Raw genomic sequence first — 22,993 nt, 5'->3', positions numbered from 1 at the left:
ATTCCGGGGGTCCGCATGTCTTTTTTTCTGAAACCCTTGATTTTCGCCCTTGGCCTGCTGCTTGCCGCCGGCGCGCAGGCTGCGACAGACCGCATTGCCCTGGTTATCGGCGTCGCGGACTACCAGTACCTGCCGCCTCTGGAGAACACCCGCCACGATGCTGTGGCGATGGCGGACACGCTGGAGGGCATCGGATTTGATGTCAGCCTTGCGCTCGACCCGGGCACCTCCGAAATGGAGCAGCTGCTGGACGACTTCGCCTTCCGCTCCGAAGTTGCCGATCTGGCTCTGGTCTATTTTGCCGGCCACGGGATCGAGGTGCAGGGCGAAAACTTCCTGATCCCCGCGGATGCCAAGGTGGCCAGCAACCGCGATGTGCAGCGCCAGTCGCTGTCCCTGAAACAGCTGCTGAATGCGGTCGACCGGGCCCGCAAGATGCGGATCGTGATCCTGGACAGCTGCCGCGACAACCCCCTGGGCGACTCCATTGCCCTGGAGCAAGGCAGCGGGCAAACCGCTGAAACCACCGCGGCAACCCGCGGCGGCGGCGGCATGGCGCCGGCCGATCCGGACCGCGGCACCCTTGTTGCCTTTGCTGCCAAGGACGGCCAGGTGGCGCTAGACGGCAGCGGCAGCAATTCGCCCTATGCCACCGCGCTGATGGAAAAAATGGTGCAGCCCGGGCTGGAGATCAGCCTGATGTTCCGCCAGGTCCGCGACCAGGTGCTGCAAAGCACCGCAAACCTGCAGGAACCGCACACATACGGCTCTCTGACCGGCGTGCCGTTTTACCTGGCCGGGCCCGGGGAAAATGACGCTCCGGTGTCCGTCGCGGATGCCTCTGCCGCGTGGGCGGCGCTGAAACCCGACCAGGAGGAGCAGCTGCTGGCGCTGGCCGAACTGGGTGATACCCGGTCGATGCTGGGTCTGGCCTATATCCGGCTGAACCCGAATGAAGGGCGTTTCGACCCCAAAGCGGCCGTGGACTTCCTGCAGCGCGCCGCGGATGCCGGCTCTCCCGAGGCGCAGTTCGAGCTTGCCAAGCTCTACGAGCGCGGCACGGGCGTGGACGTGGATCAGGCCAAGGCGCTGGAGCTGTATCAGGCCGCTGCGGCGCAGGATTTTGCCGATGCGATCAATGATCTCGGCTTCCTGCACTATCAGGGCGGGCTGGGCCTGCCCTCCAACCCGCAAAAGGCGCTGACCTTCTTCGAGCGCGCTGCCGACTTGCGCCACCCGCAGGCTCAGTTCAACTTCGCAGCGCTGATAGATGACGGGCTGATCCCTTCCAAGGGCCCCGACGATTCAGCACATTACCTCTATGCTGCCCTGCGCAGCGGCAGCTCCGATGTTCTGAACCTGCTGAGCGAACGCCCCAATATGTTCACGTCCGAAACCCGGCGCGCCCTGCAGCAGAAGCTGAAGGAAAACAACTTCTATGCCGGCGCGATTGACGGCGACTTCGGGCCGGGCACACAACGCGGAATCCGTCAGGCCTATGGACTGGAAGGTTAACCGCCCTAATTCAAGCCGATGTTACATCGTGCTTTGTTCCTCGTTCTCCTCACTTTCTTCCTGAACACCCCCTCGGATGGCCAGGCCGGCGGCAGTTATGGCGGCGGCTATGGCGGCGGCGACGGCGGTGATGGCGGCGGCGACGGCGGTGATGGCGGCGGCGGCGGTGATGGCGGCGGCGACGGCGGTGATGGCGGCGGCGACGGCGGTAATGGCGGCGGCGGTGACGGCGGCGGCGACGGCGGTGATGGCGGCGGCGACGGCGGCGACGGCGGCGGCGGTGATGGCGGCGGCGACGGCGGCGGCGGTGATGGCGGCGGCGACGGCGGTGATGGCGGCGACGGCGGCGACGGCGGCGGCGGTGATGGCGGCGGCGGTGATGGCGGCGGCGACGGCGGTGATGGCGGCGGTGATGGCGGTGATGGCGGCGGTGACGGCGGCGGTGACGGCGGCGGCGACGGCGGTGACGGCGGCGGCGACGGCGGTGATGGCGGCGGTGATGGCGGCGGTGATGGCGGCGGTGATGGCGGCGGTGTCGGCGCGCGCGGTGGCAGCGGCGACGGCGGCGAAGGGGATGGCAGCACCTTCGGAGGCTCCTCGGGGAGCGGCCGCTTCTTTGGCAACCGCATCCGGTCCGCAGATCAGGTTGTGGACCGTGTTGCCGGCTTCCAGGATCTGTGCGGCATTGTCGGCCCTTATCTGATCGATTGCCTGGCCGAGCGTTTCGAAGCTCTGGAGAAGGATCTGGCAGGTTTGCCCGGGCATGATCCCCTGCGGGCAATTCTCAAGGAAACAGCCCAGGATCTGCGCCAGATTGCGCGCGAAAACCGCGACCCATCCAAACCAAGGGGCAAGGCCCGCTCCATCAACAGCACGGAGCGGTCGCACCGCCCGATTGTGGCAGTCGCACCGGAGCGGCAGGCAACCGCGGTTGCCCAGGCCCTGGCGGTGCTGGAGGAAACCCAGACCAAACTGCTGCGCTCAGCCGAAAGCTCTCCCACACGATCCGTGGTGCGCTACCAGCGGATCGCCGCGGCAATCGATTCCAGCAAAGTGCTGCTCCGGTCGGCCTGACCGGCAGCAGGAAAGGGGATCACAGAAGACCGTTGGCAATCCATTCATCCAGCTGGCGGCGGCTGATTTCAAAATGCATGCTGTCCTCGCGCCGGAACCCGGCGCCCCAGACCCAGCCCTGATCGTAAAAGAAGTCCGCCATGATGGTGAGGCCCAGTTGGGTCTTGCCATCGGTGAAATTGTCCAGCTTTCCATCGATGTTCAGGTCGACCGCTAGCCCGTAGCTATGGGTGGACAGCGAATTGGTGGTGCCGCGGATCCGCCGCACGCACAGCGCGCCGGCGGTATTGATACGGGCATAAAGGTCCGGGTCGGCCTGGCGGATATTCTCGAACACCACCTTCAGGCTCTCGATCGCCGGGCGCAGCATGCTGACCCGGATCGGCCCGACCTGTTCGGTGACCAGCTTTTCCTTCAGGTCCGGATTGGTCATTGGCTGACAGGTGTCATTCAGGTCTTCCCGCGGGCGGCCCAGCTTCTCGGTCAGATACCTTCCGCCTGTGACCCGCAGCCCGCGGTTCACGTTCAAACGGTCGGCGATCAGCACAACCTGGGCGTAGTCCAGATCCGCGCCGCCGGTCTGGTTCCAGATCGCGGCCTCTCCGGCCGCATCATCAGTGAAAGGGCTTGCGGCGCCTGCCCCTCCGGCGGGCAGGCTGGCTACTTCATTCTGCAGGTCCGTCATCCGGGCCTGCAGATCTTCGACCTGCTGGCGCAGCATCTCGATCTCGATCCGTGCTGTGGAATCCACCCCGCCGGAGCCCTGATAGTCCTCTTCGCTCAGCAGCCAGCTGAGCCCGAACCAGACAGCCGGAGCCAGCACAAGGCCAATGGCGATAATCACAGCTGGCAGTACCCGCATTTCCCCTCCCGGTCCGGTTTCACCCATTTCAATCTTTAGCCGCGCGGCAGTAAACCCCCTGTTTACAACTTGCCGGAAACACCGCGCTTTTTTCCCGCGCTCCCCGCTGCCCGGCATTGGCAGGCTGATAGCGCTGGTATAGACTGCCAGCAATGTTGAAACGGTAGGGGAGGGCGCAGAGCATGATCCGCCTGAAAGGTATTTTTACAAGTGTTCTGGGGGCCGGCCTGATTTTCGCGCCAATGGCGCAGGCACAATCAAATGACAGCGGACTGTCGGTGGAGGAAATCACCGAAGCCTTCAAGAAACAGAAAACCCGCGGTCTGGTAATCGTGCCAAGCAGTGCGGATGCAGGCCAGGCTGCCTCCGAAGAGGCCACAACCGTCGCCGCGGCGGCGGAGGAATACAATCCCGTAGACCGCCAGACCCAGATCAACGTCCAGATCACCTTCGATTTCGACAGCGCAGCCCTGCGCCCGGATCAGGAGCCGAAGCTGGCCAATATGTGCGCTTCGATGAAAGCGCTGGACGGCACCGTGTTCCAGATCATCGGCCATACAGACAGCTCCGGTTCGGCTGCTTACAACGAACGGCTGTCGCTGCTGCGGGCACAGGAAGTGCGCCGCCACCTGATCAGTTCCTGCGGCGTGCCGGAAGACATGCTGAAGGCGATCGGGATGGGTGAAACCGCGCCCTTCAATCAGGAAAACACGCGCGCCGATGAAAACCGCCGCGTCGAATTCCAGGCTCTGGGCTGAGAACAGCCCGGACCCGCGCCGGACAAAAGGCCAGGGAGACTTCCATGCTTGAATCGCGCCCTGGCGACCTGTTCCAGCCGGGTGATCTGCTCAACAATACCTACAGGATCGAATGCCTGCTGGGGCGCGGCGGCACGTCTGACGTATACAAGGCCCGGTCGGAGATCTCCGGCAACCTGGTCGCCCTGAAGGTGCTGAAACAGGAACTCGCTGCCAATGAGGACTTTACCGTCCTGATGGCGCGCGAAGAAAACATCCGCGAAATCCGCCACGCCGCCGTCGTGCGGTATTCGGAGAACCACCGCACGCCGGACGGCCATATCTATCTGCTGATGGATTATGTCGACGGCCCCGGCCTTGACAAGCGTCTGAAACAGGGCCCGATGCCGGCCGAGGACCTGCTGGTGATCTGCCGCCGGGTCGCCCAGGGCCTGCAGGCGGCGCATGCGCGCAATATCGTCCACCGCGATCTCAGCCCCGACAACATCATCCTGCGCGGCGGCGACCCGGCCGAGGCGGTGATCATAGACTTCGGAATCGCCAAGGACACCAACCCCGGCGCCCAGACCATCGTCGGCAATGAATTCGCCGGCAAGTATTCCTATGCCGCTCCGGAACAGATGAGCGGAAATACCGATGCCAGATCGGACATTTATTCGCTAGGGGCTCTTCTTCTGGCCAACTTCCGCGGTGCCGCGCCCAAGCTCGGCGCCAACCCCATGGAAGTGGTTGAAAACAAGCAGAAGCCACTGGACACCGACGGTCTGCCCGAGCCGCTGAAATCCCTGATTGACCGGATGTGCGCCCCCGACCCGGATGACCGCTTCCAGAGCGCAGGCGAGGTGCTGGAATTCCTGGACAATCCCGATGGCGGCAGCCTGGGGGATGTTCTGGACGCCCCGAATGAGGACGCCACCATCATCGTGCCGCAGTCCAGCCAGCCGCCGCCGTCTCCGCCGGCTTCCAAGGCGGCGCCGGCAAAGCCGAAGAAAAGCGGCGGCGGGCTCTGGGCGGCCCTGGCGGTGCTGCTGCTGCTTGGCGGCGGCGGGGCCGGCGCCTACTTCGGCGGTTTCCTCGACGGAGTTCTCGGCCCCAGCTACCCGGAAGCCCGACCCTATTCGCTGATTGCGGAAAAACAGCCCGGTGGTCCGGTTCAGATCGTCGGCAATGTGCCTTCCGAGACGGTGCGGGACGGGCTGATGGCGCTGTCGCAGGACGCCGACCTCACCCTGGCTTCCGGCGCCATTGCAGAGACCTGGGGCACGGATGTGCTGGACACGGTGAAGCCGCTCGACGGCTTGCGCGAATGGCGTCTGGTCATCAGCAACAACAAGGCCCGGCTCAGCGGCACAACAGACGATCCCAATGTCGCGGAAATGCTGAACGAGATGTTCCGCAACGGCCTCCCCGGCGCGCTGGAGGGCAAGGCGGAAATCCGGTTCGAGCTTCCAGTTCTGCCGGTGGCCGAGGTCAAATCAATCATGGACACCTTTGCCGACTGCGGCCCGCTGGTCCGCGACGGCAATGGCCATCTCGAAGGCTATGGCCCCACCGACCCGATCCTGATCAGCGGCCGCGTCGCCAGCACCGCCACCCGGCTGGAGCTGTTCGACGCCCTGCGCGCATTGGCCCACGAACGGCAGGTTGTACTGGATGTCGAGGTGCTGAATGACTCGCTCTGCGTGGTCGAGCAGCATCTGCCCAAGGCCCCCCCGGGCGGCACCGAGGTGGAATTCGCAGTGGGTGGAACCACGGTTGAGCCGAACCCGTCAGGCCGATTCTTCGTCGGCGAAAACCCGGTGATCGACGTCGTGCTGCCCAATCATCTGACCGATGGATACTTGACCGTCTCGATCCTGGACGTATCGGGCAATGTGTTCCACCTGCTGCCCAATATCTCGCGCGAGGACAACGCCGTGTCCAGCCTGCGGGGCGGTGCCCCCGGCGAGGTTCCGGTGCGGGTCGCCTACAGCCTGGAGGAATCGGCGGAGAACGGCGGCATCGCTTTCAAGGTCGATGACAGCACATTGGGCAAAAGCAAAGTGCTAGTGCTGCATTCCGCCGAACCCCTGTTCGACGGCATGCGGCCGACATCGGAAAGCGCCGTGGGTTTTGCCGAGGCGCTGAAGGCGAGCTATGAGGCGGACTCCAGCCGCATCCGCTCGCTGGACAGCCGCATCCTGGTCACCGCCAAACCCTGACGGCGCACAGAAATCCTGAAGCAACTTGGGTCTGCGGAAAGGCTGGCTTACAGAACGTCGATAACGATCGCAGTGATATTATCGGCGCCGCCGCCCGTCAGCGCGGTCTGGATCAGCTGATCACCGACGGTTTCCAGAGGTGTGTTTCCCAGCAAATCCTCCAGGATCTGGAATGTGGCGTATTTGGTCAGCCCGTCGGAGCAGATCAGGAAGCGGTCGCCGGGTTCGGTGTCACCGCGGATCTTATCGATCTCCAGTTTTTCCCCGACCCCTACCGCACGGGTGATGGCATTGGAATGCGGGTGCTGCTCTGCCTCGTCCCAGGTCATCTTGCCGGCCAGAACATATTCCGCCACCGCGGAATGGTCCTCTGTCAGCATCTCGATGTGACCGTCGCGCAGCCGGTAGATCCGGCTGTCCCCGGCCCACAGGCCGACGAAATGCTGGTTCGCCATGATCAGCGCTGCAACGGTCGAGCCGATGGTGCCGCCGCCGCGGGCCTCCGCTTCGGCCCGGATCGCCTTATGCGCGTTCTGGATCGCGTCGCGCAGCGCATGCATTCGCGCCGCCGGGTCCAGGCCCAGCGGGATCATCGCGACCGCATCGGCTATAAGCCTGCTGGCGAAATCACCTGCATCATGGCCGCCCATGCCATCGGCAACCAGCCAGATGTCATGCTCCGGCAAGGCCAGCACGGAGTCCTCATTGACCTTGCGCTTCAGCCCCACATGGGTTTGCGCGGTATAGCGGTATTGGCGCAGCTGGTTCATTATGCGGCCTCAACCCCGGCCCAGACCGGCGCGCCCAGATCGAACAGCCCGAATGCGGCGGTGCCCGCCGGCAGCCCCGGGCAGGCCAGCGTCCGCGCCCCCTCCTCCAAGACCGCCGTCCACAGGCTGCAGCCGGAGAGCTGCGGATTCAGCCTTCCATCGGAACCGTTCACAGACAGCCGCTGCAGGCCTTGCTGCCCAGTCACAACCACGTTCAGACCGTCGGCATCGGAAGCCTCTGCCTGAAGATTGCCGGGCAGCGGCAAGGCTGCAAGCCGCTCAACAAGGCTGTCCTTGGTCATCGTGTCCTCCAATGCATCCAGTGCCAGCTCCTCCAGCTGCCCGAACAGCGCCGATGCCCCCAGATGGCCCAGCCCCCCGGGACCGGCTCCGGGCAGCGAAGCCATCAGCGTCAGCGGAAACCGGCGCCCGACCCGGTCGACCGACGGCATCATCACGCCCCAGACCGCCGCCTTGCCGGCCAGACCGGCAGGCAAGGTGAACCGCCAGATCGGCGCCGTCATGTAATGCCCGTCAAATCCGGAGCCATAAGCCGCCTTGCCGTCCAGCATAACCTGCTGAAGCCAGGCATCCCAGACCCGCACGAACCCGCCCGGGGTGTTCAGCCGGAAAAAATCCCCGGCTGACGGCATCTTTCCAAAGGCGCCGAACCCCGCCATCACATCGACTTCGGGCAGCTGAACTTCGCCATGGCCGGCAGGGCGAAGGGGTTGATGACCGACCCGGACTGCAGCTCGAACAGCGCCAGCCGGCCGCCAACGCGGAAATTCACCCGCCGCCGGTCGGAAACATTGGTGCGCCGCACCTCTGCCGCATCCAGCAGCCGGAACCAGGCCCAGGGCCCGTCCCGCGACAGCACGTTCTCGCTGTCACGCTTTTGCGGCAGCAGGGTCAGCCGCGCCAGCCCGACCGAGCCCGGCCAGGTCACCGCAACCGGCGTCGGCGCTCCGGACCGGTGGTTATAGGCCACCTTCGTTCCGTCGATCTCCAGCAGCACTTCCTTGGCCTTCGGGTCCAGCGCGTTGACGGTGATCTGGAACTGCACCGCAGGCTGCGGCCCGCCCGCAAAGAACGCCTCCTTGATTTCCGCCGCATATTGCATCTGCTGCAGCACAGCAGGGCTGATGCCCAGATCCACGTCATTGACCCGCTTCCAGGTCCAGGGGCGGCTTCGGGTGTCGACATACTTCAGCAAGTGCTCATTGAAGAAGCCATCGATCAGCCCGTCCGGGGCGAACAACTTGGCAAAATCCGCCATCGCCACATCGGCGCGCGCCGATCTGTTGAACGGGTAGCGGTTCGCCAGCGCCTTCTCGCAGAAGGGCAGCACTGCAGATTGCCAGCGCGCGTTGATCGAGGCCCGGGTTCCCTCGGAGGTGATCCCCGAAGACCCCGCCGATATCTGGGTTGCCCAACGCGGCAGAGGCCCGCCCATTCGGCTGGCGCTCTGCTGGAACTGCAGCAGCGCCTGGCCGCTTTGGCCGCCGGTAGCGACGCCCGAGAAGGACATCTTGTTCAGCTCCTGATAGACCAGCTGGAGCTGCCCCATCAGATCATCCAGCTGCGAGGGCTGTCCTTCGGGCCGGTTGACCAGATCGTACAGCCACTGAAACCGCTCCTGCACATAGGCCCCCGGCGGCTTGGCCGCTTGGCCGGGCGCGTTTTCGGCAGAGCCGACCAGCGCCTCCAGCAGGATCTGCCCCTGGATCGACAGGTTGGAGCGCGCCTCAATCGCGGCCACGTTCTGGGCGCCCGCGGCAAGCGTGCCCGCATCCAGAAGCGATTTGTCCTCATTCAGCCGGGTTTCGTTGCTGACGTCCGTCAGGATGTTGACGATCGGCGATGTCGGCCCCGACAGCACGTTGGTGACTTCCACCGCATGGGACAGCGATTCCAGCGGGATGATGTCGATGTCCCCAAGGATCTGGTCATAGCGGCTGATATAGTCGTTGTAATAGAGGTCCAGCACGTCACGGCTGAGCTTCAGAAGCACGGCCTCACTCTGCGCGGCTTCGTTATTCTTACCCAGCACCCAGGCCTCGCGGTGGACCCGCTCGGCAACGCTGACCGCTTCCGGCAGGAACACGTTGTGAAAGCCGTCATAGGTGAAAATGCCCTCGATCCCGTCGTTCAGCGGCTTGCCCGAACTGCGCACCAGCACCCGCTTGACCGAAGGCCCGCCGACATCGGTGATCCGCCATTTCGGCAGCGCTGTTGCCTGCTGCGAATTCAGGATGCCGTTATAGACCCGCTGCGCCAGCGGCATCTCGGACAGGATTCTCTGTGCCTGCTCGATCAGCGGCCCGTTGAGAGCGATCTCCTCCATCGGCTGCGACAGCAGCGCGGTGAGGTGGTCCATCAGGTCCCCGCGCAGCTGGTTGCGGGCGATGCCGGGATAGGCAATGTTTTCCCAGTCCAGCCGCATCCATTCCTTGACCAGATCCGGGTTCATCGGCCCCTGCAATCCCAGCATCAGGTAAATCTTCAGCGCCTCATACAGCGTGTCGGGGTTGTTCATGTTCCCCTCGATCTGCTGCTCCAGCCGCACCAGCAGCCGCGGCAGCAGCCGCCGGTTCAGCGCCCCGCGGTAGGTCTGCGCCGCCTGGGTGCCGATCACCTCGCCCTGATAGAGACCGTATGTCATGGCGCCTTCAGGCTCCGGATCGGACAGCACCGGATTGCCCGGCATGTCACGCAGGTTGTTCAGCGCCGCGGCCACCGGCACCAGATCGGTGTCGCCCACCGGGCTGGGCGGCAGCTGTGCCGCCGCTGCCTGATAGGCTGCCACCTGCCCCTCTGCCTGGGCGATCAGGTCGGTGTTCTTGAGGTAGGAGCGCACCCAGAGCGCACCCATCGCAATGGCCACCAGCACCGTCGCGGCAATCGCAATCCGCCGCGTCCAGCGGTAGCGGCGCTCGACTTTGTCATCGGCCGAGACCAGCCCCGCCTCGGGGAACATCACGCTTTCGAACAGACGCGTCAGGAAGAAGCTGCGCCCGGTGCCCCGCCCTGAACCGATCGCCTGCCGGCCGATGCCAAAGGTCTGCGCCATGCCCAGCATCAGCCGGTCGATCGGCGTGCCTTCCTGGGTGCCGGAGGTGAAATAAACCCCGCGCAGCATCTGGCGCTGCTCATAGCGGTTGTCCTGGAACACTTCCATCAGGAACTCACGCGCCACCCCGCGCATCGAGGCAACCTGCGCCGGAAAACCGGCGATCAGCGCCCGGCGCTGATGATCGGTCTCGGTCTGCATCTTCTCCAGAAGCTGCGCATTCAGCTGCCCCAGCAGCAGGCCGAACTCCTCGTCGAAACCGGCAATCGGCGGCTTCTCCTTCTTTCCCTTGGGCAGCGGCAGGGTGAAACCCCAGACCTGCTCGCGGTCCTCCTTGCCCAGTGCGTCATGGAACTCCTGGAAACCGGCAATCAGATCCGCCTTGGTAAACAGCACATAGACCGGGAAACGCACGCCCAGCTTCTCGCGCAGCTCCGCCAGGCGGCGGCGCACCGCGGCGGCGTGGCTTTTCTGGGTGATCTCATCCTGCAAGGACAGATCAGACAGCGAAATCGCAATGATCGCGCCGTTTATCGGCTGCCGCTTGCGGTACTTCTTCAAGAGTCCCAGGAAGCCCAGCCAGGCGGCATTGTCGGCCTCGGCATCGCTTTCCTGTGTGGTATAGCGCCCGGCAGTGTCGATCAGCACCGCCTCATTGGTGAACCACCAGTCGCAGTTGCGGGTGCCGCCGACGCCGCCGATCGCTGCCTTGCCCAGTTTCTCCGCCAGCGGAAACTGGAGGCCGGAATTCACAATCGCAGTGGTTTTCCCGGCGCCCGGGGGGCCGATCATGATATACCACGGCAGGTCATTCAGGTGCCGCCGCCCGCCCTTGGACTTGCGCAGCTCCTTCATCGCATCCTTGAACTTGCCGCGCAGCTCGCCGATTTCCTCCGACAGCACATCGTCTTCCGAGGTATCGACGGTCTCCGCGATCTCCTCGGTCATCTCCTTGTCCTTGCGGCGGCGGCGCCAGAAGATGATGCCGATGGTGATGAAATACAGCAGGAAGATCACCCCGATGGCGATCAGCCGCGACATCACCCCGTCAAACGGGCGCCACTCCGCGCCGCCGATGAAAGGCGCGAAGTACCACACGCAGACCGACAGCACCGCTGCCAGGATCAGCAGGATGGTGTAGATCGACCGGAACAAGGGAAAGATATAACGGCGGATCATCCTTCAACCTCCTGAACCAGCAGGATTTCAATCCGGCGGTTCTTGGCCCGCCCTGCGCGGGTGCTATTGTCTGCAATCGGTTCCTTGTCGGCGCGGCCCTCGGCCGACAGCCGGTCCGGATCGGTCATCACTTTTGCCATGCCTGCCATCACCGATTTCGCCCGCGCCAGCGACAGCGCCATGTTGGACGGGAAGCGCGAGGAGCGGATCGGCACGTTGTCGGAATGCCCGGCCACGATGATCCTGCCCTTTTCATCATTCAGCGACTCCGCCACCCGGTTGACGGGCGACCGGAACGCGCTGCTGAGCTGGTCGGAACCGGAGCCGAACATGCCCGAGCCGGTCAGCCGGATAATCAGCGTGTTGCCCTTCTGGAAGACCTGCACGATGCCTTCCTTGATCTCAGGCTCCAGGAAGCCCGCGACCTTGGCGACCTGCTCCTCTGTGGTCGGTGCCAGCGGCGCCGGCGGCGGCGGCGGCGCGCGCCGTTCCAGCTCAGCCTTGGGGCCGAAGTCCACAATTGTCAGCTGCCCCACGACATTTTCGGTCTGGTTCGACAGCATCCAGCTGAGGCCCAGGAACTGCAGCGCCAGGATGGCACAGGTTGCCGCCATGGTGATCCACACCAGCCGCCAGACCGACAGCGCCTTGAAGGGTTTATTGATGCCTTCCCAATGCGGCGACAGATCGCGCTCAACGGGGCCGCGCTGGTTGCGGATGATCCGGGCCAGCGCGCCGCGGATCTGCAAATGCTTCTCGGAACCGCCCTGCTCCACCCGCAGGCGGCCCTCGAATCCCAGCGACAGACACATGTAGAGGAACTCGAGCATGTCAATGTTATTGCCCGGCTCCTTCTCCAGCCGCGCCAGCAAGTCATAGAAACGGTCGCCCCCGACAACCTCGCGGTGGAAGGTCGCCACCATCGACTGCAAGCCCCAGGCGGACTGGCCGCCCCAGGGCGTGTTCAGCACCACGTCATCCAGCGTCGCGCACAGCGCATAGCGGGCAATTTTCACAGTCTGCGCCGGAATGCCCGCCTGCAGGGCGCGGTTTTCAAACGCGCGCACCTCGGCCACCACGTTCTTGCGCAGCCCGTCCGGATCCATGTGCTGAGCCCGGTTGCGGATCCGTGAGATGAGCGCAAACAGGTTCGAGGCGCAAGCGGTCAGCTGGTTCATCCCCGTCAGCGCCATCTTCGGCGCCTTGGCGCCGCCCGCCGCGGCCTGCGGCTTCGGCGCTGCCGCCTGCGGCACGCCATAGGCATCCAGGTCAGGCTCCGCCGGCTGTTCCGGCACAGGCTGGGTCTGCTGCGGCACGTCCGGCTGCTGCATCGGCGTGGCGGTGCGCCGCCCGCCCGGGTTCGGCTTGATCACCGTCTTGTCAGTATCCCCCGGTTCGGCAAAGGGATCGTCATAATCAGCCATTTCAGCGCCTTCCCTTATGCATTACGGATCGCCCAAAGCTCCATCTTGAGCCCTGGATACTGTCCCGATACATGCACCGCGATGCCGCCCGAGGTGGTCATCTTGCGCCAATAGGGGCTGTCCGCATCCATCTCGAAATAGACCACGCCCGAATGATAGGGGATCTGCCGCGGCGCCACCGGCAGGGGCCGCAGGGTGATCCCCGGCAGCGCCGAGTTCACCAGCTGGCGGATTTCCTCCACCGGGCCGATCTTGGCCTGGCCGGCAAAATGCTTGCGCACGTCCTCGGCCGGGATGTCGGCGCTGACCGCCAGCACAAAGCCCGCGTTGCCCAGCAGCTTGCGGTCGGCAATCACCCCCACCGAGATACCGTATTTGCGCGCTTCCAGCTTGATCGGGATCGCCGTCTGCTCCAGCACCGAGCTCAAGTACTGCCGCAGCACCCGGATCACCGGCGCAAAGCATGCAACGAGGTTGTCATGGGTATAAGGCGGAAACTCCGGTGCCTGCTTTTCGGACGACATGAACACCGACAGCTCCCCTGCCAGCCCGGCACAGGCGGTGAACAGGCGTTCCGGGTGCAGGTTTTCGATATTGCGCAAGTGGCGCACCTGCGGCAGCAACCGGTTCACCACCGCCAGCAGCATGAAGTCGGACACATCCGCCACCCCGCGGGCGCCGCCCGCCTCCGACAGGCGGCCCGCCAGCGCCTCCATCCGGTGCGCCAGCAGCCCCTCCAGCTCGCGCAGAAACCCGCTCAGGGCCGGCGCGGCCCGCACGTCCAGGCAGGACGGCACAAAGGCCTGGTCCAGCACGATTTCCTTATCCGGGCGCACCTCGATGATGCGCGCCACCGGAATCGCCAGCAGGTCGGCCAGATCGTCCACCTCCAGCGCGAACTGCAGACGCATCTTGCCCACATCCAGCTCCACCGGCTTGCGCTCGGTCGAGGTCACATCGGTCACTTCCACCTTGTTCGGGCGCAGACGGCTGGCCGAGCGTTCGGCACCGCTCAGATCCACCTCGGTCGCGCCCTGGCGGCGCTGCGGCACGGTCAGGTAGACAATGCAATCCTTGACGGTGGTCGGCACTTCCATGGCCGGCGGATGCGGGTCCGCCATCGGCACCCGGAACACGGTTCCGTCATGGGTCAGCCCCTCGCAGGACTTCACCGCGAACTGGCCGATCTTCAGCGCCTCATGGTCGATTTCCAGCCCGTTCACGCCCCAGGCATAGGGGCTCAGTCGCCGCGCCAGACCGGCCACCAGCGCCTCGTTGTAACGGTCGGACTGCTGGAAATGGTGCGGCTGCAGAAACAGCCCCTCCGTCCAAAGTACCTTGCTGTCCCAGGACACCGGGATCTCCTCTTACTTGCGGGCACGCGCGCAGGGCGCGGTGCCGATCATTCCTTCAGCCTGTCCAGCTGATCCTTGTAGGCCCGCGCAAATTCGCGGCTGAACAGGTCGTGAAAATCATTCTCAGCCTGGTCGGAAATCTCCGCATAGAGCTGCTCGTATACATCCCAGTAGCGCGCCTTCTTCCCGCGCAGGAGGCCGGTGAACCCGCCCTTGTCCTCGATCTGCGCCTCCAGCGCCTTGGGGTCGAGCCGCTTCAGCACGCCTTTCAGCGCCGCCTCCATGCCGGTGACCATCGCCACCTCATGCGCCTTAATGTCCCGCAGCGCTTCCTCGGCAGCGGATTCCGGGCTGAGGTAGCCCTTGGTCGCCGGTCGCACCATCGCCTCCACCGCCTGCTCCGGGGTGATCGAGAACTTCAGCGGGTTGTTGCCGCCGGCGGAAATCATCGTCTGCTCGATGCGGAATTCCGATTTGATCGAGGTCCGGGTCATCAGGATTTCGCGCAGCCCCGTGACCAGCGTTTTCATCACCCTTCCCATCCGCGCCATGGTGCTGGCGTGGTCCGCCGGATCGATGCTGACCTCCGCTCCAACGCCTTTGAGAAACGCCTCCACCGCCTCCTGCGCCTCCTGCGAGGGCGCAGCGGTTTTCCCGCGAGTATCCTGCTGCGGCGGGATCTCTTGCGGCGGCGCAGGCGGTGCTTCCTGCGGCGGTGCCGCCGGCGGCACCTCTGAGGGCGGCTGCGGCACCTCGCGCGGCGGCTCGGCGGGCTGGGGATCCGACGGCGGCACCGGGGTTTCCGGCTCGCCGATGCCCGACAGGAAATCATCGTCCCAGTCATCCGGGATCAGATTGGACTGCGACGCGGGCGCGGCAAACCCGTCCGAAGCCGTCGGGTTGTGATTAGGCAGGCTGGCCCCCTCCCCTTCGCGCCCGTCACTGGCCTTCTGGAAAAACGGATCCTCTTCCTCGCCCAGCGGCGGCAGCAGCTCGTCGATCGGGTCCACCGGGTTGAACTGCGCAGGCCCTTTCGGCCCCTCGCCCAGCAGATCGTCCAGGAAATCGCCGCCCGGCCCCGCATCCTCCAGAAGCTGCAGCGGATCCGGCGCATTGGCGGCATTCCCGTGCGAGGCAGGCGCCTGCGCCGCAGGCGCAGAGATCATGTCGCCCACATCCGCCAGATCATCGCGGATTTCCACCACCAGCTCGTAGTTGCCGACGCACAGCACATCGCCATTGTTCAGCGGCGTCGGCGTGCGGCCCAGCGGGATCTTGGAATAGTTCAGAAAGGTGCCGTTGGAGCTGAGGTCGACCACCACCACATTGCCGTTGTGATCCTCGATCACACAGTGGTTGCGCGACAGCATCTGGTCCGGGTCCGGCAGCACTAGGTCATTGCTGGCGCCGCGCCCCACGGTGAGGCTCGGCCCCCGCATCGGAACAGGGGCCGCATCGCCGGGCATTGCGCCCGAGCTCTGGAATTTCAGTGTCACTCCCATGCCTGGGCCTATCCTCCCACCAGCACGGTGAACTCACCCTTTGCAATCATGCCGCCGCAGGCGGTGCTGTCCAGAACGCGCGCGGCCGGCAGGTTGTTGATCAGCACCGTGCCGGAGCCCTTGATGATCGGGTGCGGCGATGGCGCAGCCGTGCACATGTCCGTCAGCCGCGCGGCCGGCAGGCTGGCCACCAGCACCGTGACAGCGCAGGGCGGCAGGATCGGCGTCGGCACCGGCAGCACCGGCGGCGGCGGGGTGGAGGGCAGCATGCAGGCATGCAGATCCGTCACCCGGGCCTGTGGCATTCCCATCTGTTACGTCCTCCCTTTCAGTCCTGCGCGGCCTGCATCGGGACCTCGATCACCTGGCCCTTGCCGCCGCGCGCGATATCCAGCGCCCGCTCCACCAAAACGCCGCCGTGTTCTTCAAACTTATCAGACAATTGACCCAAGGCCACCATATTCATGGCAAAGGCAGCCGCCTCAGAGGCCCCTGCCGGGGCAGGATATTGATTCAATTCTCCCGGTCCCAGCGTTCCCGCCGCATAGAGCACCGCCAGCGCGCAATTCACCGTGTCATCATCCACATAGGCGTGGTCCAGGGTGATCCGCGCCTTGTCGCGGTTCTCCTCTGTGGGCTCAAACACCCAGGCCTCCGACGCCGTCAGCGAGGCCGGGTCCTTGTCCGAGCGCGGTCCGATGTAATCGCGCGCCGCCAGGCAAGCCCACCACACCCGCTCGCGCGGGGGCAGCAGCACCGCCAGCGTGCGCAGCAAATCGACCAGAGCCCCCTTGCGGTCCAGCTCCTCGAGAACAACCCCCGCCTGTGCCGTGGGCGGCGCCTCCAGCGGCGTCTTCAGGATGACATTTGCCCGCGACAGCAGCTTAGCCACCGGGTCAGCGGGCATTTTCACCAGCTTTTCAAATCTTGCCGACATCTGCACCCACCTAGTTGATCATCGTGAGGCCGCCCTTCAGGGTCAGCATGGCCTCGCCTTTGACGGTGGTCATCGGCGCTTTCGCCTCAACCATTCCGGTGCCTTCGATCTTGATCATCGGCCCTTTGATACTGACACCGGAGTTGTCGATCTTCACCTCGGATGCGCCCACGGTCAGCTTGATCTCCTGGCCCGCGCTCATCGCGATCTTGCCCGCGGTCACATCCACGGTCAGATTGCCAAGCGACACGGTTTCCGTGTGGTTGCCCTGGGCAATGGTCTCAGTCAGGTTTCCTGTATCCACGTCGAGCGTCATGTTGCCGGTCTGAATGGTTTCCGACTTGTCGCCGGTCTCCACCACTTCGGTCCTGTCGCCCTGATGCACGGTCTCCTTCATGTGCTGCTGCACCGTGAAGACGTAGCTTTTCTCATCCGCAGACGTCACTTCCGGGTCCGGCGCATCCATGCCCACCGTCACCGTCGAGCGGTCCTTGACCAGCATCTGGTGGTCCTTCTCGGCTTGCACCCGCATCAGTTCGCTGTCTTTCTTGTCGTCGAACATCAGCTCATTATAGCCGCCGCCGCCCTTCGAGGAGTTGGTCTTGATCCCGAGCTGGGTCTGATCGTCGGGGTAGGTATAGGGTGGCATTGTTTCCGCATTGTAAAGCATGCCGGTGCAGATCGGCCGGTCCGGGTTGCCGTCCTCGAACTGGATCACCACCTCCTGGCCCATGCGCGGGATCGCCACCATGCCCCAGTTCTTGCCCGACCAGGGCGTCATCACCCGCACGAAGCACGACGAGGTCTCGTTCTTTTTGCCCTCGCGGTCCCAATGGAACTGGATCTTGATGCGCCCGTGCTCGTCGGTCCAGATCTCCTCGCCGCTCTGGCCGACCACGGTTGCGGTCTGCAATCCCTGCACTTCCGGCCAGGGTGTCACCAGAGGCGCCCGGAACTGGTCGGATTTCAGGATTGCGCCAAAGGTCGCAGCATAGACATCGTGCTCCATCTCCTCGGGGACGTCCATGTTCTTCGGCTTCAGATCGCGCCGCATTGACCCTTTGGCAGCGGTTTTCTTCTGCTTCTGGCTCTCGCGCTCGCCATAATCCCAGGCCACCTTGATGTGATGCTCCGCATCGATCACCAGGTATTCCTTGTTGTTCTCCTTCACCGGGTGCTCTGTCATGGTGAAGGTGGTGCCGGTGACCAGCGTCGGCACGCTGGAAGCGCCGCGCCAGCGGATATGCTTGATCGCTTCCGCTTCCATCCGCACCCGCGCCAGCTTGGTGCCGAGCCCGGAATTCTTCCGGTAGTGGCCCTGGTAGTCGTAGACCTCATAGTCCTTGTAGGAATGCTTGCCCTTGGCAATGGAGGACGTGGCCTTGAGATCCGCTGACGGCGTCAGGAAATCGAAATCGTTCAGCGTGACCTTGCCGCGGGTCACGCGCTCATCCTTGGTCCACTCGGAAATATGCTCCTCGCGCCGCCGGTCGCTGTCGTCGCGGGCGTGGAACTCAACGGTCGAGCCGCCGCTGATCGGGGAATGGCCGCTGACCCCGTCGCACAAGATCAGCTTTTCCCGCGTTGTCTCGCCAATCGGGCTTTCGAAGTAGTAATAGATCCCCTCTTCCTCCATCAGGCGGGACAGGAAATCAAAGTCGCTCTCGCGGTACTGCAGGCAGTACTCGCGCTTCTCGTAGCTGTCGCTCAGCTTGTCCGTGAAATCGCTGAAACCGTATTCCCCGAACAGCTGCTTGATGATCTCGACCGTGGTCTTGTCCTGAAACACCCGCAGGTCGCAGGTCCGCGTCAGCATCCAGAACCACGGGCGCACTTCGGCCACGAACATCTCGTACCCGTTGCGGAACCCCAGATGCTCGACCGAGACGCAGATGCCGTTGAACTGATGCTCCGTCTCCTGGCGCATCACATGCACGTTCATCTGCTTGCCGACCAGGTCCTCCAGCTTGGGCTGAGCCTTGGTCGCGGCAAATTCGATGGTGGTCTCGGTGAGCTTGCTCAATCCCTCGCGCACAATGGCCCGGCTCATCATCAGCCCGTCGGTGGAATATGTCCCCGACATCCAGGCGAGGTCGTTTTCATGGCCCTTGCTTACAACCATGTCTCCTCCTTTCCGCGACGGGAACCGGGCCGGTAATCGCCGGCAGTGTTCTCAAACATTCGCATCACAAATCATCCAAAAGCGCGGCTAGGTCCGCATCCATTTCGTCATCGTCCCCATCGTCGCCGTCATCGTCATCCCCGAATGACGACAGCAAATCGTCCAGATCCCCGAGGCCGTCGTCATCCCCGTCACCGGTTCCGAAATCCAGATCATCCAGGCCGAGATCGTCCTCATCGTCCCCGCCCGTATCCAGGTCCAGATCCAGGTCTTCGTCTTCATCGCCGCCGCCTGCAGGCGGCTTCGGCAACCCCCGCGGATCCGGCGGCGAGGGCTCCGGCGCCGGCAGGCCGGTCCAGGGCCCCAGGATCTCGCCGCCCTTCAGCGAGTTGAACGAGGTCAGCCGCACCTCGTCGCGCCCCTTAACCGCGCTCACCGCCATGAACCCGCGCTCCTGCGCCAGCGCGATCTTGTCCAGATCGATATTGCGCTCGGTGCAGGGCAGTGCCACCTGGTCGCCGAACTTGTCGTTCACATAATGATAGGGCATCCCGCCCAGAGACATAATTTTCCCCAGCTGCAGCGACGGGCCGTGTTCCGTGAACGACCGCCCCAATAGGATCGCCACCAGCACCACCGGATTGGCCCAAAGCATACCCTTAAGGCCTTCCGTTTCGGTAAACTCCTCGAAATCAAACTCATAGCAGGGATCGGTTTTTTCACCATAGGGGCGGCGCAGCAGGAACCGCGGGCTGGCCAGCCCCAGATGACCGGCTTCCGCCATGCCTTGCAACGTGTCCCAGGCAACCGCCACCAGCTTGGGCCGCTCCGCCTTGGGCGTTTTCAGGAACTCCGGCGAGATCGACGCGAAGAAAGGCGCATCCACATGCGCCGCCACCCGCGCGATCCGGCCCAGCAGCTCCGCATGCGGCGGGGTTTCCTCGAACTGATACATGCCGATCAGCGCAGAATAGCCGCCGCGGCCGTTCTCCTCGTCCAGCGGCTCCTCGGTCAGCAGCCGCACAAAGCCGGTCTTCGAGAGGTCGTCCTCTGCCGCCAGATCCGCCGCCAGCTCCTCCGCCGAGATATCATACAGCATCACATCCAGCGAATCGTCCGCCTCAATCGAGCGTGCCATCAGATCCAGCGAGCGCCACTGCGCCTCGACCGACTGAAACTCCGGGTGATGCAGCACCAGCCGCATCGCGTCTGACAGCGCCTCGTCCACCGCCTTCTGCATCGCCGCCACATCCGGATCCGGCAGCGCCCGGATGTGCGGGCCGACGACGCGCGCCAGCAGGTCCTCCACCGGCGACGCCTCCCGCAGCGTGTTGCCGGTATCACCGATCAATTGCTGGAAGGCGCTCAGCCGCTTGTCAGCCGGCACCGAATTCCCGGCTGAAGTCCGCTTCGGCGCCCGCGCCTTGGTGCCGAATTTCTCCGCCCAAGCCTTCAGCGTCCCCGCCGCGTGATCCGCCGTCGCGCCGCTCTGCAGCTGCTTGCGCAGCCCCACCAGCTCTGAAAACAGCTCCACGTTTTCATAAAGCTCATCCGGGTGCAGCCCGTCCAGATCCTCCAGCTTGACCGCAATGCCGACGCCGTCCTTGCCGACCGGCAGCACCAGCTCGGTGGCGAAGCGCCCGATCACATCCTCGACCGTGTCGGGATCCAGCAGGATCGCCTTGCGCGCGGCCAGCGCATCGCCTGTCTCCAGCTGCCCCCTGGCAGCCCGGCCCGAGAAATCGCCCAGAATAGCCATCCGGAACCGCTTGCGCTCCAGCTTCTGCACCGCGGGCCGCTCCGCGCTCATGGTGCCATAGGCAAACTCCGGCTCGCCCGTGGAGTCGGCTGCCGCTGCTGCCGGTTCATCGCCGCCCTCGTCCAGATCTCCCAAAAGTGCATCCAGATCATCGCCGCCCGCCTCTGCGGTGTCCTCCTCATCATCGGCAAGATCGCCAAGCAGATCATCCAGATCCATGTCCCCGCCGTCGCCGCCTATCAGGCTGTCCAGATCGGAGTCCGCATCCCCCAAGCCGCCCAGCAGCACGTCGAGGTCGTCCTCGGCACTGTCCGCGTCCTCTGCCTCTTCGGCCTCCGCTTCTTCGCCAAGACCGGCCAGCAGGCCGTCCAGATCGCCATCCTCTTCCTCATCGCTGCCAAGATCACCCAGCAGATCGTCCAGGCTGGCGTCCTCTCCGGCCGCGTCATCGTCCAGCCCGCCAAGCAGCGTGTCCAGATCATCGCCAGCCCCGCCGGCAGCGGCGGCGCCGTCGTCCTCCGACCCGCCAAGTAAATTATCCAGGCTGCTGTCTTCGGGTTCCTCTGCGGTCTCATCTCCGGACTCATCCAGATCGCCCAGCAAGGCATCGAGATCGTCCCCGCCGGCGTCTTCTGTGTCCGCATCGCCTGCCAGCAGCGCTCCGGAACTGTCCGCCTCAGCCGCGTCGGCTTCCACATCATCCAGATCGCCGAGCAAATCATCCAGGCCGCTGTCCTCAGCACCGCTCAGAAGCGCATCCAGGTCATCAGCGTCCGAGGCTTCCGTCTCCTCCTCCAGGTCCCCAAGCAAGCTGTCGAGATCATCATCCCCGGCGGTGGCCCCGTCCCCGCTGTCCAGCATGGCGTCCAGATCCAGGTCCGGCTCGCCACCGCCTGCGTCTTCCGGGCTGACCTCATCCGCGGTCAGAGCATCCAGCACCTCGCCGGTATCCTCCTCCGCCGTGTCTTCAACGCTGTCAATGCCAAGATCGCCAAGCAGATCGTCCAGCCCGCCATCGTCCGCGTCTTCCTCCGCAGGCGCGTCCAGGGTGTCCAGCGCAGAACTTAGGTCATCGCTGTCCTCTGCTTCCTCCGTCAGGTCATCGGCAAGCCCGGCCAGCACATCGTCAGAACTCTTCCCTGCGTCTGCCTCCTCCGGTGCTCCAAGGCCTTCCAGAACCGCGCTCAGATCCTCGCCCGTGTCCTCCGCATCATCCAGGCCGCCCTCCAGCAGCCCGTCCAGAACGTCATCGAACCCGCCGTCGGCCTCTTCCTCAACCTCAACGGACGCTAGGCTCTCCAGCGCGCCTTCCGCCTCGCTGCCGGCGTCTTCTTCCGCAGGCGCATCCTCCAGCAGACCGCCAAGCACATCATCCAGGCTATCGTCTTCCTCAGCCACCGAAATCTCTGCATCCGCCAGGCTGTCCAGCGCCGCAGCGGCCTCCGCGCCCTCCTCGTCTGCCGCCAGCCCAACATCCGCAAGGTCACTCAGAACACCGGAGATATCCTCGTCCTCCTCCACGGCTTCCGCCACGGACTCAAGACTGCCCAAAGCCGCCTCTGCATCATCATCCGCTTCGGCCTCCTCAGGCTCCAGATCTGCCAGCCCTTCCAGAATGTCCGAGTGATCTTCAGCCTGCGGTACCTCAACCTCCGCCGCGGCCAGGCTCTTTAGCGCGGCTCCGGCGGCGTCTTCGTCCTCGTCTTCTTCCTGCAACTCGATTGCGGCAAGCTCATCCAGAACCGAGGACGTTTCCTCAGTGTCTTCAGCCACCGGCACCTCGGCTTCCGCCAAGCTATCCAAGGCCGCGCCCGCAGCATCCTCTTCCGCCGGTTCGTCAACGTCGACAGCCGCCAGGCTTTCCAGCGCATCCTCCGCTGCAGTGTCCTCAACGTCCTCCGCCGCAGCATCCGCCAAAGCGTCCAAGACGCCGGAATGGTCCTCTTCCTCCGCCTCATCAATCTCGACAGACGCCAGGCTTTCGAGCGCATCATCTGCGGCAGTACCGGCCGCCTCCGGCACATCGAGGTCCGCCAGCGCATCCAGAACGCGGGAATGGTTCTCTTCATCCGTCTCCGTCACCTCAACCGCAGCGAGGCTCTCCAGCGCCGCACCCGCGGTATCTTCTTCGGCGGTGTCCTCCACCTCCTGCGCGGCCAGCCCGGCGAGAACATCGCCAGACGTGTCCTCGTCCTCTTCCGGTGTTTCCGCCTGCGCCAAGCCTTCCAGAACGGATCCTGTCTGATCCTCCTCTTCAGCTTCAGGAACCGCCGCGCCCGCCAGAGAGGCCAGCGCTTCCCCGGCTTCGTCGCCCTGGTCTTCCTCCTCCCGCGCGGCGGCGCTCAGCCCTGCCAGCACGTCACCCGACGTATCTTTCTTATCTTCCGGCAGGTCTGCCTGGGCCAGCCCATCCAGCACCGCCGCAGAGGTGTCTTCCTCAACAGTCTCCGGAACCTCAGACG

Annotated in this window: 15 protein-coding genes; 4 read left to right on the top strand and 11 right to left on the bottom strand. The window is 64.5% G+C overall.

Features of this window, described 5'->3' with window-relative positions; all coding sequences use genetic code 11:
• The first annotated feature begins 15 nt into the window (after positions 1 to 15).
• Entirely contained in the window at positions 16 to 1,515 is a 1,500-nt protein-coding gene (locus KUV26_RS13390; RefSeq protein ID WP_222508709.1) for a caspase family protein, read from the top strand.
• A gap of 18 nt (positions 1,516 to 1,533) precedes the next feature.
• A complete protein-coding gene (locus tag KUV26_RS13385) occupies positions 1,534 to 2,589 on the top strand; it encodes a hypothetical protein (RefSeq protein WP_222508708.1) in 1,056 nt (351 codons plus the stop codon).
• Positions 2,590 to 2,608: 19 nt separating this feature from the next.
• Here KUV26_RS13385 and KUV26_RS13380 read toward each other — a convergent pair whose 3' ends face one another.
• Positions 2,609 to 3,451 carry a M15 family metallopeptidase gene (locus KUV26_RS13380; RefSeq protein WP_222508707.1) on the bottom strand — a complete coding sequence of 281 codons (843 nt, stop codon included), beginning with the start codon at positions 3,449 to 3,451 and terminating at the stop codon, positions 2,609 to 2,611.
• A gap of 182 nt (positions 3,452 to 3,633) precedes the next feature.
• Between KUV26_RS13380 and KUV26_RS13375 the strand changes: the two genes are divergently transcribed.
• Positions 3,634 to 4,209 (top strand): OmpA family protein, encoded by a 576-nt coding sequence (locus tag KUV26_RS13375; protein WP_222508706.1) that lies wholly within the window; start codon positions 3,634 to 3,636, stop codon positions 4,207 to 4,209.
• Positions 4,210 to 4,253: 44 nt separating this feature from the next.
• A complete protein-coding gene (locus KUV26_RS13370; protein ID WP_222508705.1) occupies positions 4,254 to 6,410 on the top strand; it encodes a serine/threonine protein kinase in 2,157 nt (718 codons plus the stop codon).
• Positions 6,411 to 6,457: 47 nt separating this feature from the next.
• Here KUV26_RS13370 and KUV26_RS13365 read toward each other — a convergent pair whose 3' ends face one another.
• The 10 genes from KUV26_RS13365 to KUV26_RS23860 all read right to left on the bottom strand — a co-directional run bounded on the left by KUV26_RS13365 (position 6,458) and on the right by KUV26_RS23860 (position 22,304).
• A complete protein-coding gene (locus tag KUV26_RS13365) occupies positions 6,458 to 7,180 on the bottom strand; it encodes a PP2C family protein-serine/threonine phosphatase (RefSeq protein ID WP_222505642.1) in 723 nt (240 codons plus the stop codon).
• Positions 7,180 to 7,860 carry a type VI secretion system-associated protein TagF gene (tagF, locus tag KUV26_RS13360; protein WP_222508704.1) on the bottom strand — a complete coding sequence of 227 codons (681 nt, stop codon included), beginning with the start codon at positions 7,858 to 7,860 and terminating at the stop codon, positions 7,180 to 7,182. Before tagF ends, KUV26_RS13365 begins: the two co-directional genes overlap by 1 nt.
• A complete protein-coding gene (gene tssM / locus KUV26_RS13355; protein WP_222508703.1) occupies positions 7,860 to 11,432 on the bottom strand; it encodes a type VI secretion system membrane subunit TssM in 3,573 nt (1,190 codons plus the stop codon). Before tssM ends, tagF begins: the two co-directional genes overlap by 1 nt.
• Entirely contained in the window at positions 11,429 to 12,856 is a 1,428-nt protein-coding gene (icmH, locus tag KUV26_RS13350) for a type IVB secretion system protein IcmH/DotU (RefSeq protein ID WP_222508702.1), read from the bottom strand. Before icmH ends, tssM begins: the two co-directional genes overlap by 4 nt.
• 14 nt (positions 12,857 to 12,870) lie before the next feature.
• Entirely contained in the window at positions 12,871 to 14,211 is a 1,341-nt protein-coding gene (gene tssK, locus KUV26_RS13345; protein ID WP_222508701.1) for a type VI secretion system baseplate subunit TssK, read from the bottom strand.
• A 47-nt stretch (positions 14,212 to 14,258) separates the two neighbouring features.
• Positions 14,259 to 15,713: a type VI secretion system-associated FHA domain protein TagH gene (gene tagH / locus KUV26_RS13340; protein WP_222505647.1), complete on the bottom strand. Its 1,455-nt coding sequence runs from the start codon at positions 15,711 to 15,713 to the stop codon at positions 14,259 to 14,261.
• Positions 15,714 to 15,721: 8 nt separating this feature from the next.
• Positions 15,722 to 16,024: a PAAR domain-containing protein gene (locus KUV26_RS13335; protein WP_222505648.1), complete on the bottom strand. Its 303-nt coding sequence runs from the start codon at positions 16,022 to 16,024 to the stop codon at positions 15,722 to 15,724.
• Between the two features lie 17 nt (positions 16,025 to 16,041).
• The gene (locus KUV26_RS13330) at positions 16,042 to 16,650 is read right to left on the bottom strand and encodes a DUF6931 family protein (RefSeq protein WP_222505649.1); all 609 of its coding nucleotides are present in this window, start codon (positions 16,648 to 16,650) and stop codon (positions 16,042 to 16,044) included.
• 10 nt (positions 16,651 to 16,660) lie between these two features.
• Positions 16,661 to 18,772 carry a type VI secretion system Vgr family protein gene (locus tag KUV26_RS13325; protein ID WP_222508700.1) on the bottom strand — a complete coding sequence of 704 codons (2,112 nt, stop codon included), beginning with the start codon at positions 18,770 to 18,772 and terminating at the stop codon, positions 16,661 to 16,663.
• Between the two features lie 64 nt (positions 18,773 to 18,836).
• Complete coding sequence (locus KUV26_RS23860) at positions 18,837 to 22,304, bottom strand: type VI secretion system contractile sheath domain-containing protein (protein ID WP_409996947.1); 3,468 nt, start codon at positions 22,302 to 22,304, stop codon at positions 18,837 to 18,839.
• Between the last annotated feature and the right edge of the window lie 689 nt (positions 22,305 to 22,993).

The sequence above is a fragment of the Leisingera daeponensis genome, from assembly GCF_019801465.1.
Taxonomy (GTDB): Bacteria; Pseudomonadota; Alphaproteobacteria; order Rhodobacterales; family Rhodobacteraceae; genus Leisingera; species Leisingera daeponensis_A.
Note: the sequence above shows the minus strand (reverse complement) of the source record. Positions and strands in the feature narration are given on the sequence as shown.

Coding starts and splice junctions, on each gene's coding strand:
- KUV26_RS13390 (WP_222508709.1), top strand. CDS start 16: ATGTCTTTTTTTCTGAAACCCTTGATTTTCGCCCTTGGCCTGCTGCTT.
- KUV26_RS13385 (WP_222508708.1), top strand. CDS start 1,534: ATGTTACATCGTGCTTTGTTCCTCGTTCTCCTCACTTTCTTCCTGAAC.
- KUV26_RS13380 (WP_222508707.1), bottom strand. CDS start 3,451: ATGCGGGTACTGCCAGCTGTGATTATCGCCATTGGCCTTGTGCTGGCT.
- KUV26_RS13375 (WP_222508706.1), top strand. CDS start 3,634: ATGATCCGCCTGAAAGGTATTTTTACAAGTGTTCTGGGGGCCGGCCTG.
- KUV26_RS13370 (WP_222508705.1), top strand. CDS start 4,254: ATGCTTGAATCGCGCCCTGGCGACCTGTTCCAGCCGGGTGATCTGCTC.
- KUV26_RS13365 (WP_222505642.1), bottom strand. CDS start 7,180: ATGAACCAGCTGCGCCAATACCGCTATACCGCGCAAACCCATGTGGGG.
- tagF (WP_222508704.1), bottom strand. CDS start 7,860: ATGGCGGGGTTCGGCGCCTTTGGAAAGATGCCGTCAGCCGGGGATTTT.
- tssM (WP_222508703.1), bottom strand. CDS start 11,432: ATGATCCGCCGTTATATCTTTCCCTTGTTCCGGTCGATCTACACCATC.
- icmH (WP_222508702.1), bottom strand. CDS start 12,856: ATGGCTGATTATGACGATCCCTTTGCCGAACCGGGGGATACTGACAAG.
- tagH (WP_222505647.1), bottom strand. CDS start 15,713: ATGGGAGTGACACTGAAATTCCAGAGCTCGGGCGCAATGCCCGGCGAT.
- KUV26_RS13335 (WP_222505648.1), bottom strand. CDS start 16,024: ATGGGAATGCCACAGGCCCGGGTGACGGATCTGCATGCCTGCATGCTG.
- KUV26_RS13330 (WP_222505649.1), bottom strand. CDS start 16,650: ATGTCGGCAAGATTTGAAAAGCTGGTGAAAATGCCCGCTGACCCGGTG.
- KUV26_RS13325 (WP_222508700.1), bottom strand. CDS start 18,772: ATGGTTGTAAGCAAGGGCCATGAAAACGACCTCGCCTGGATGTCGGGG.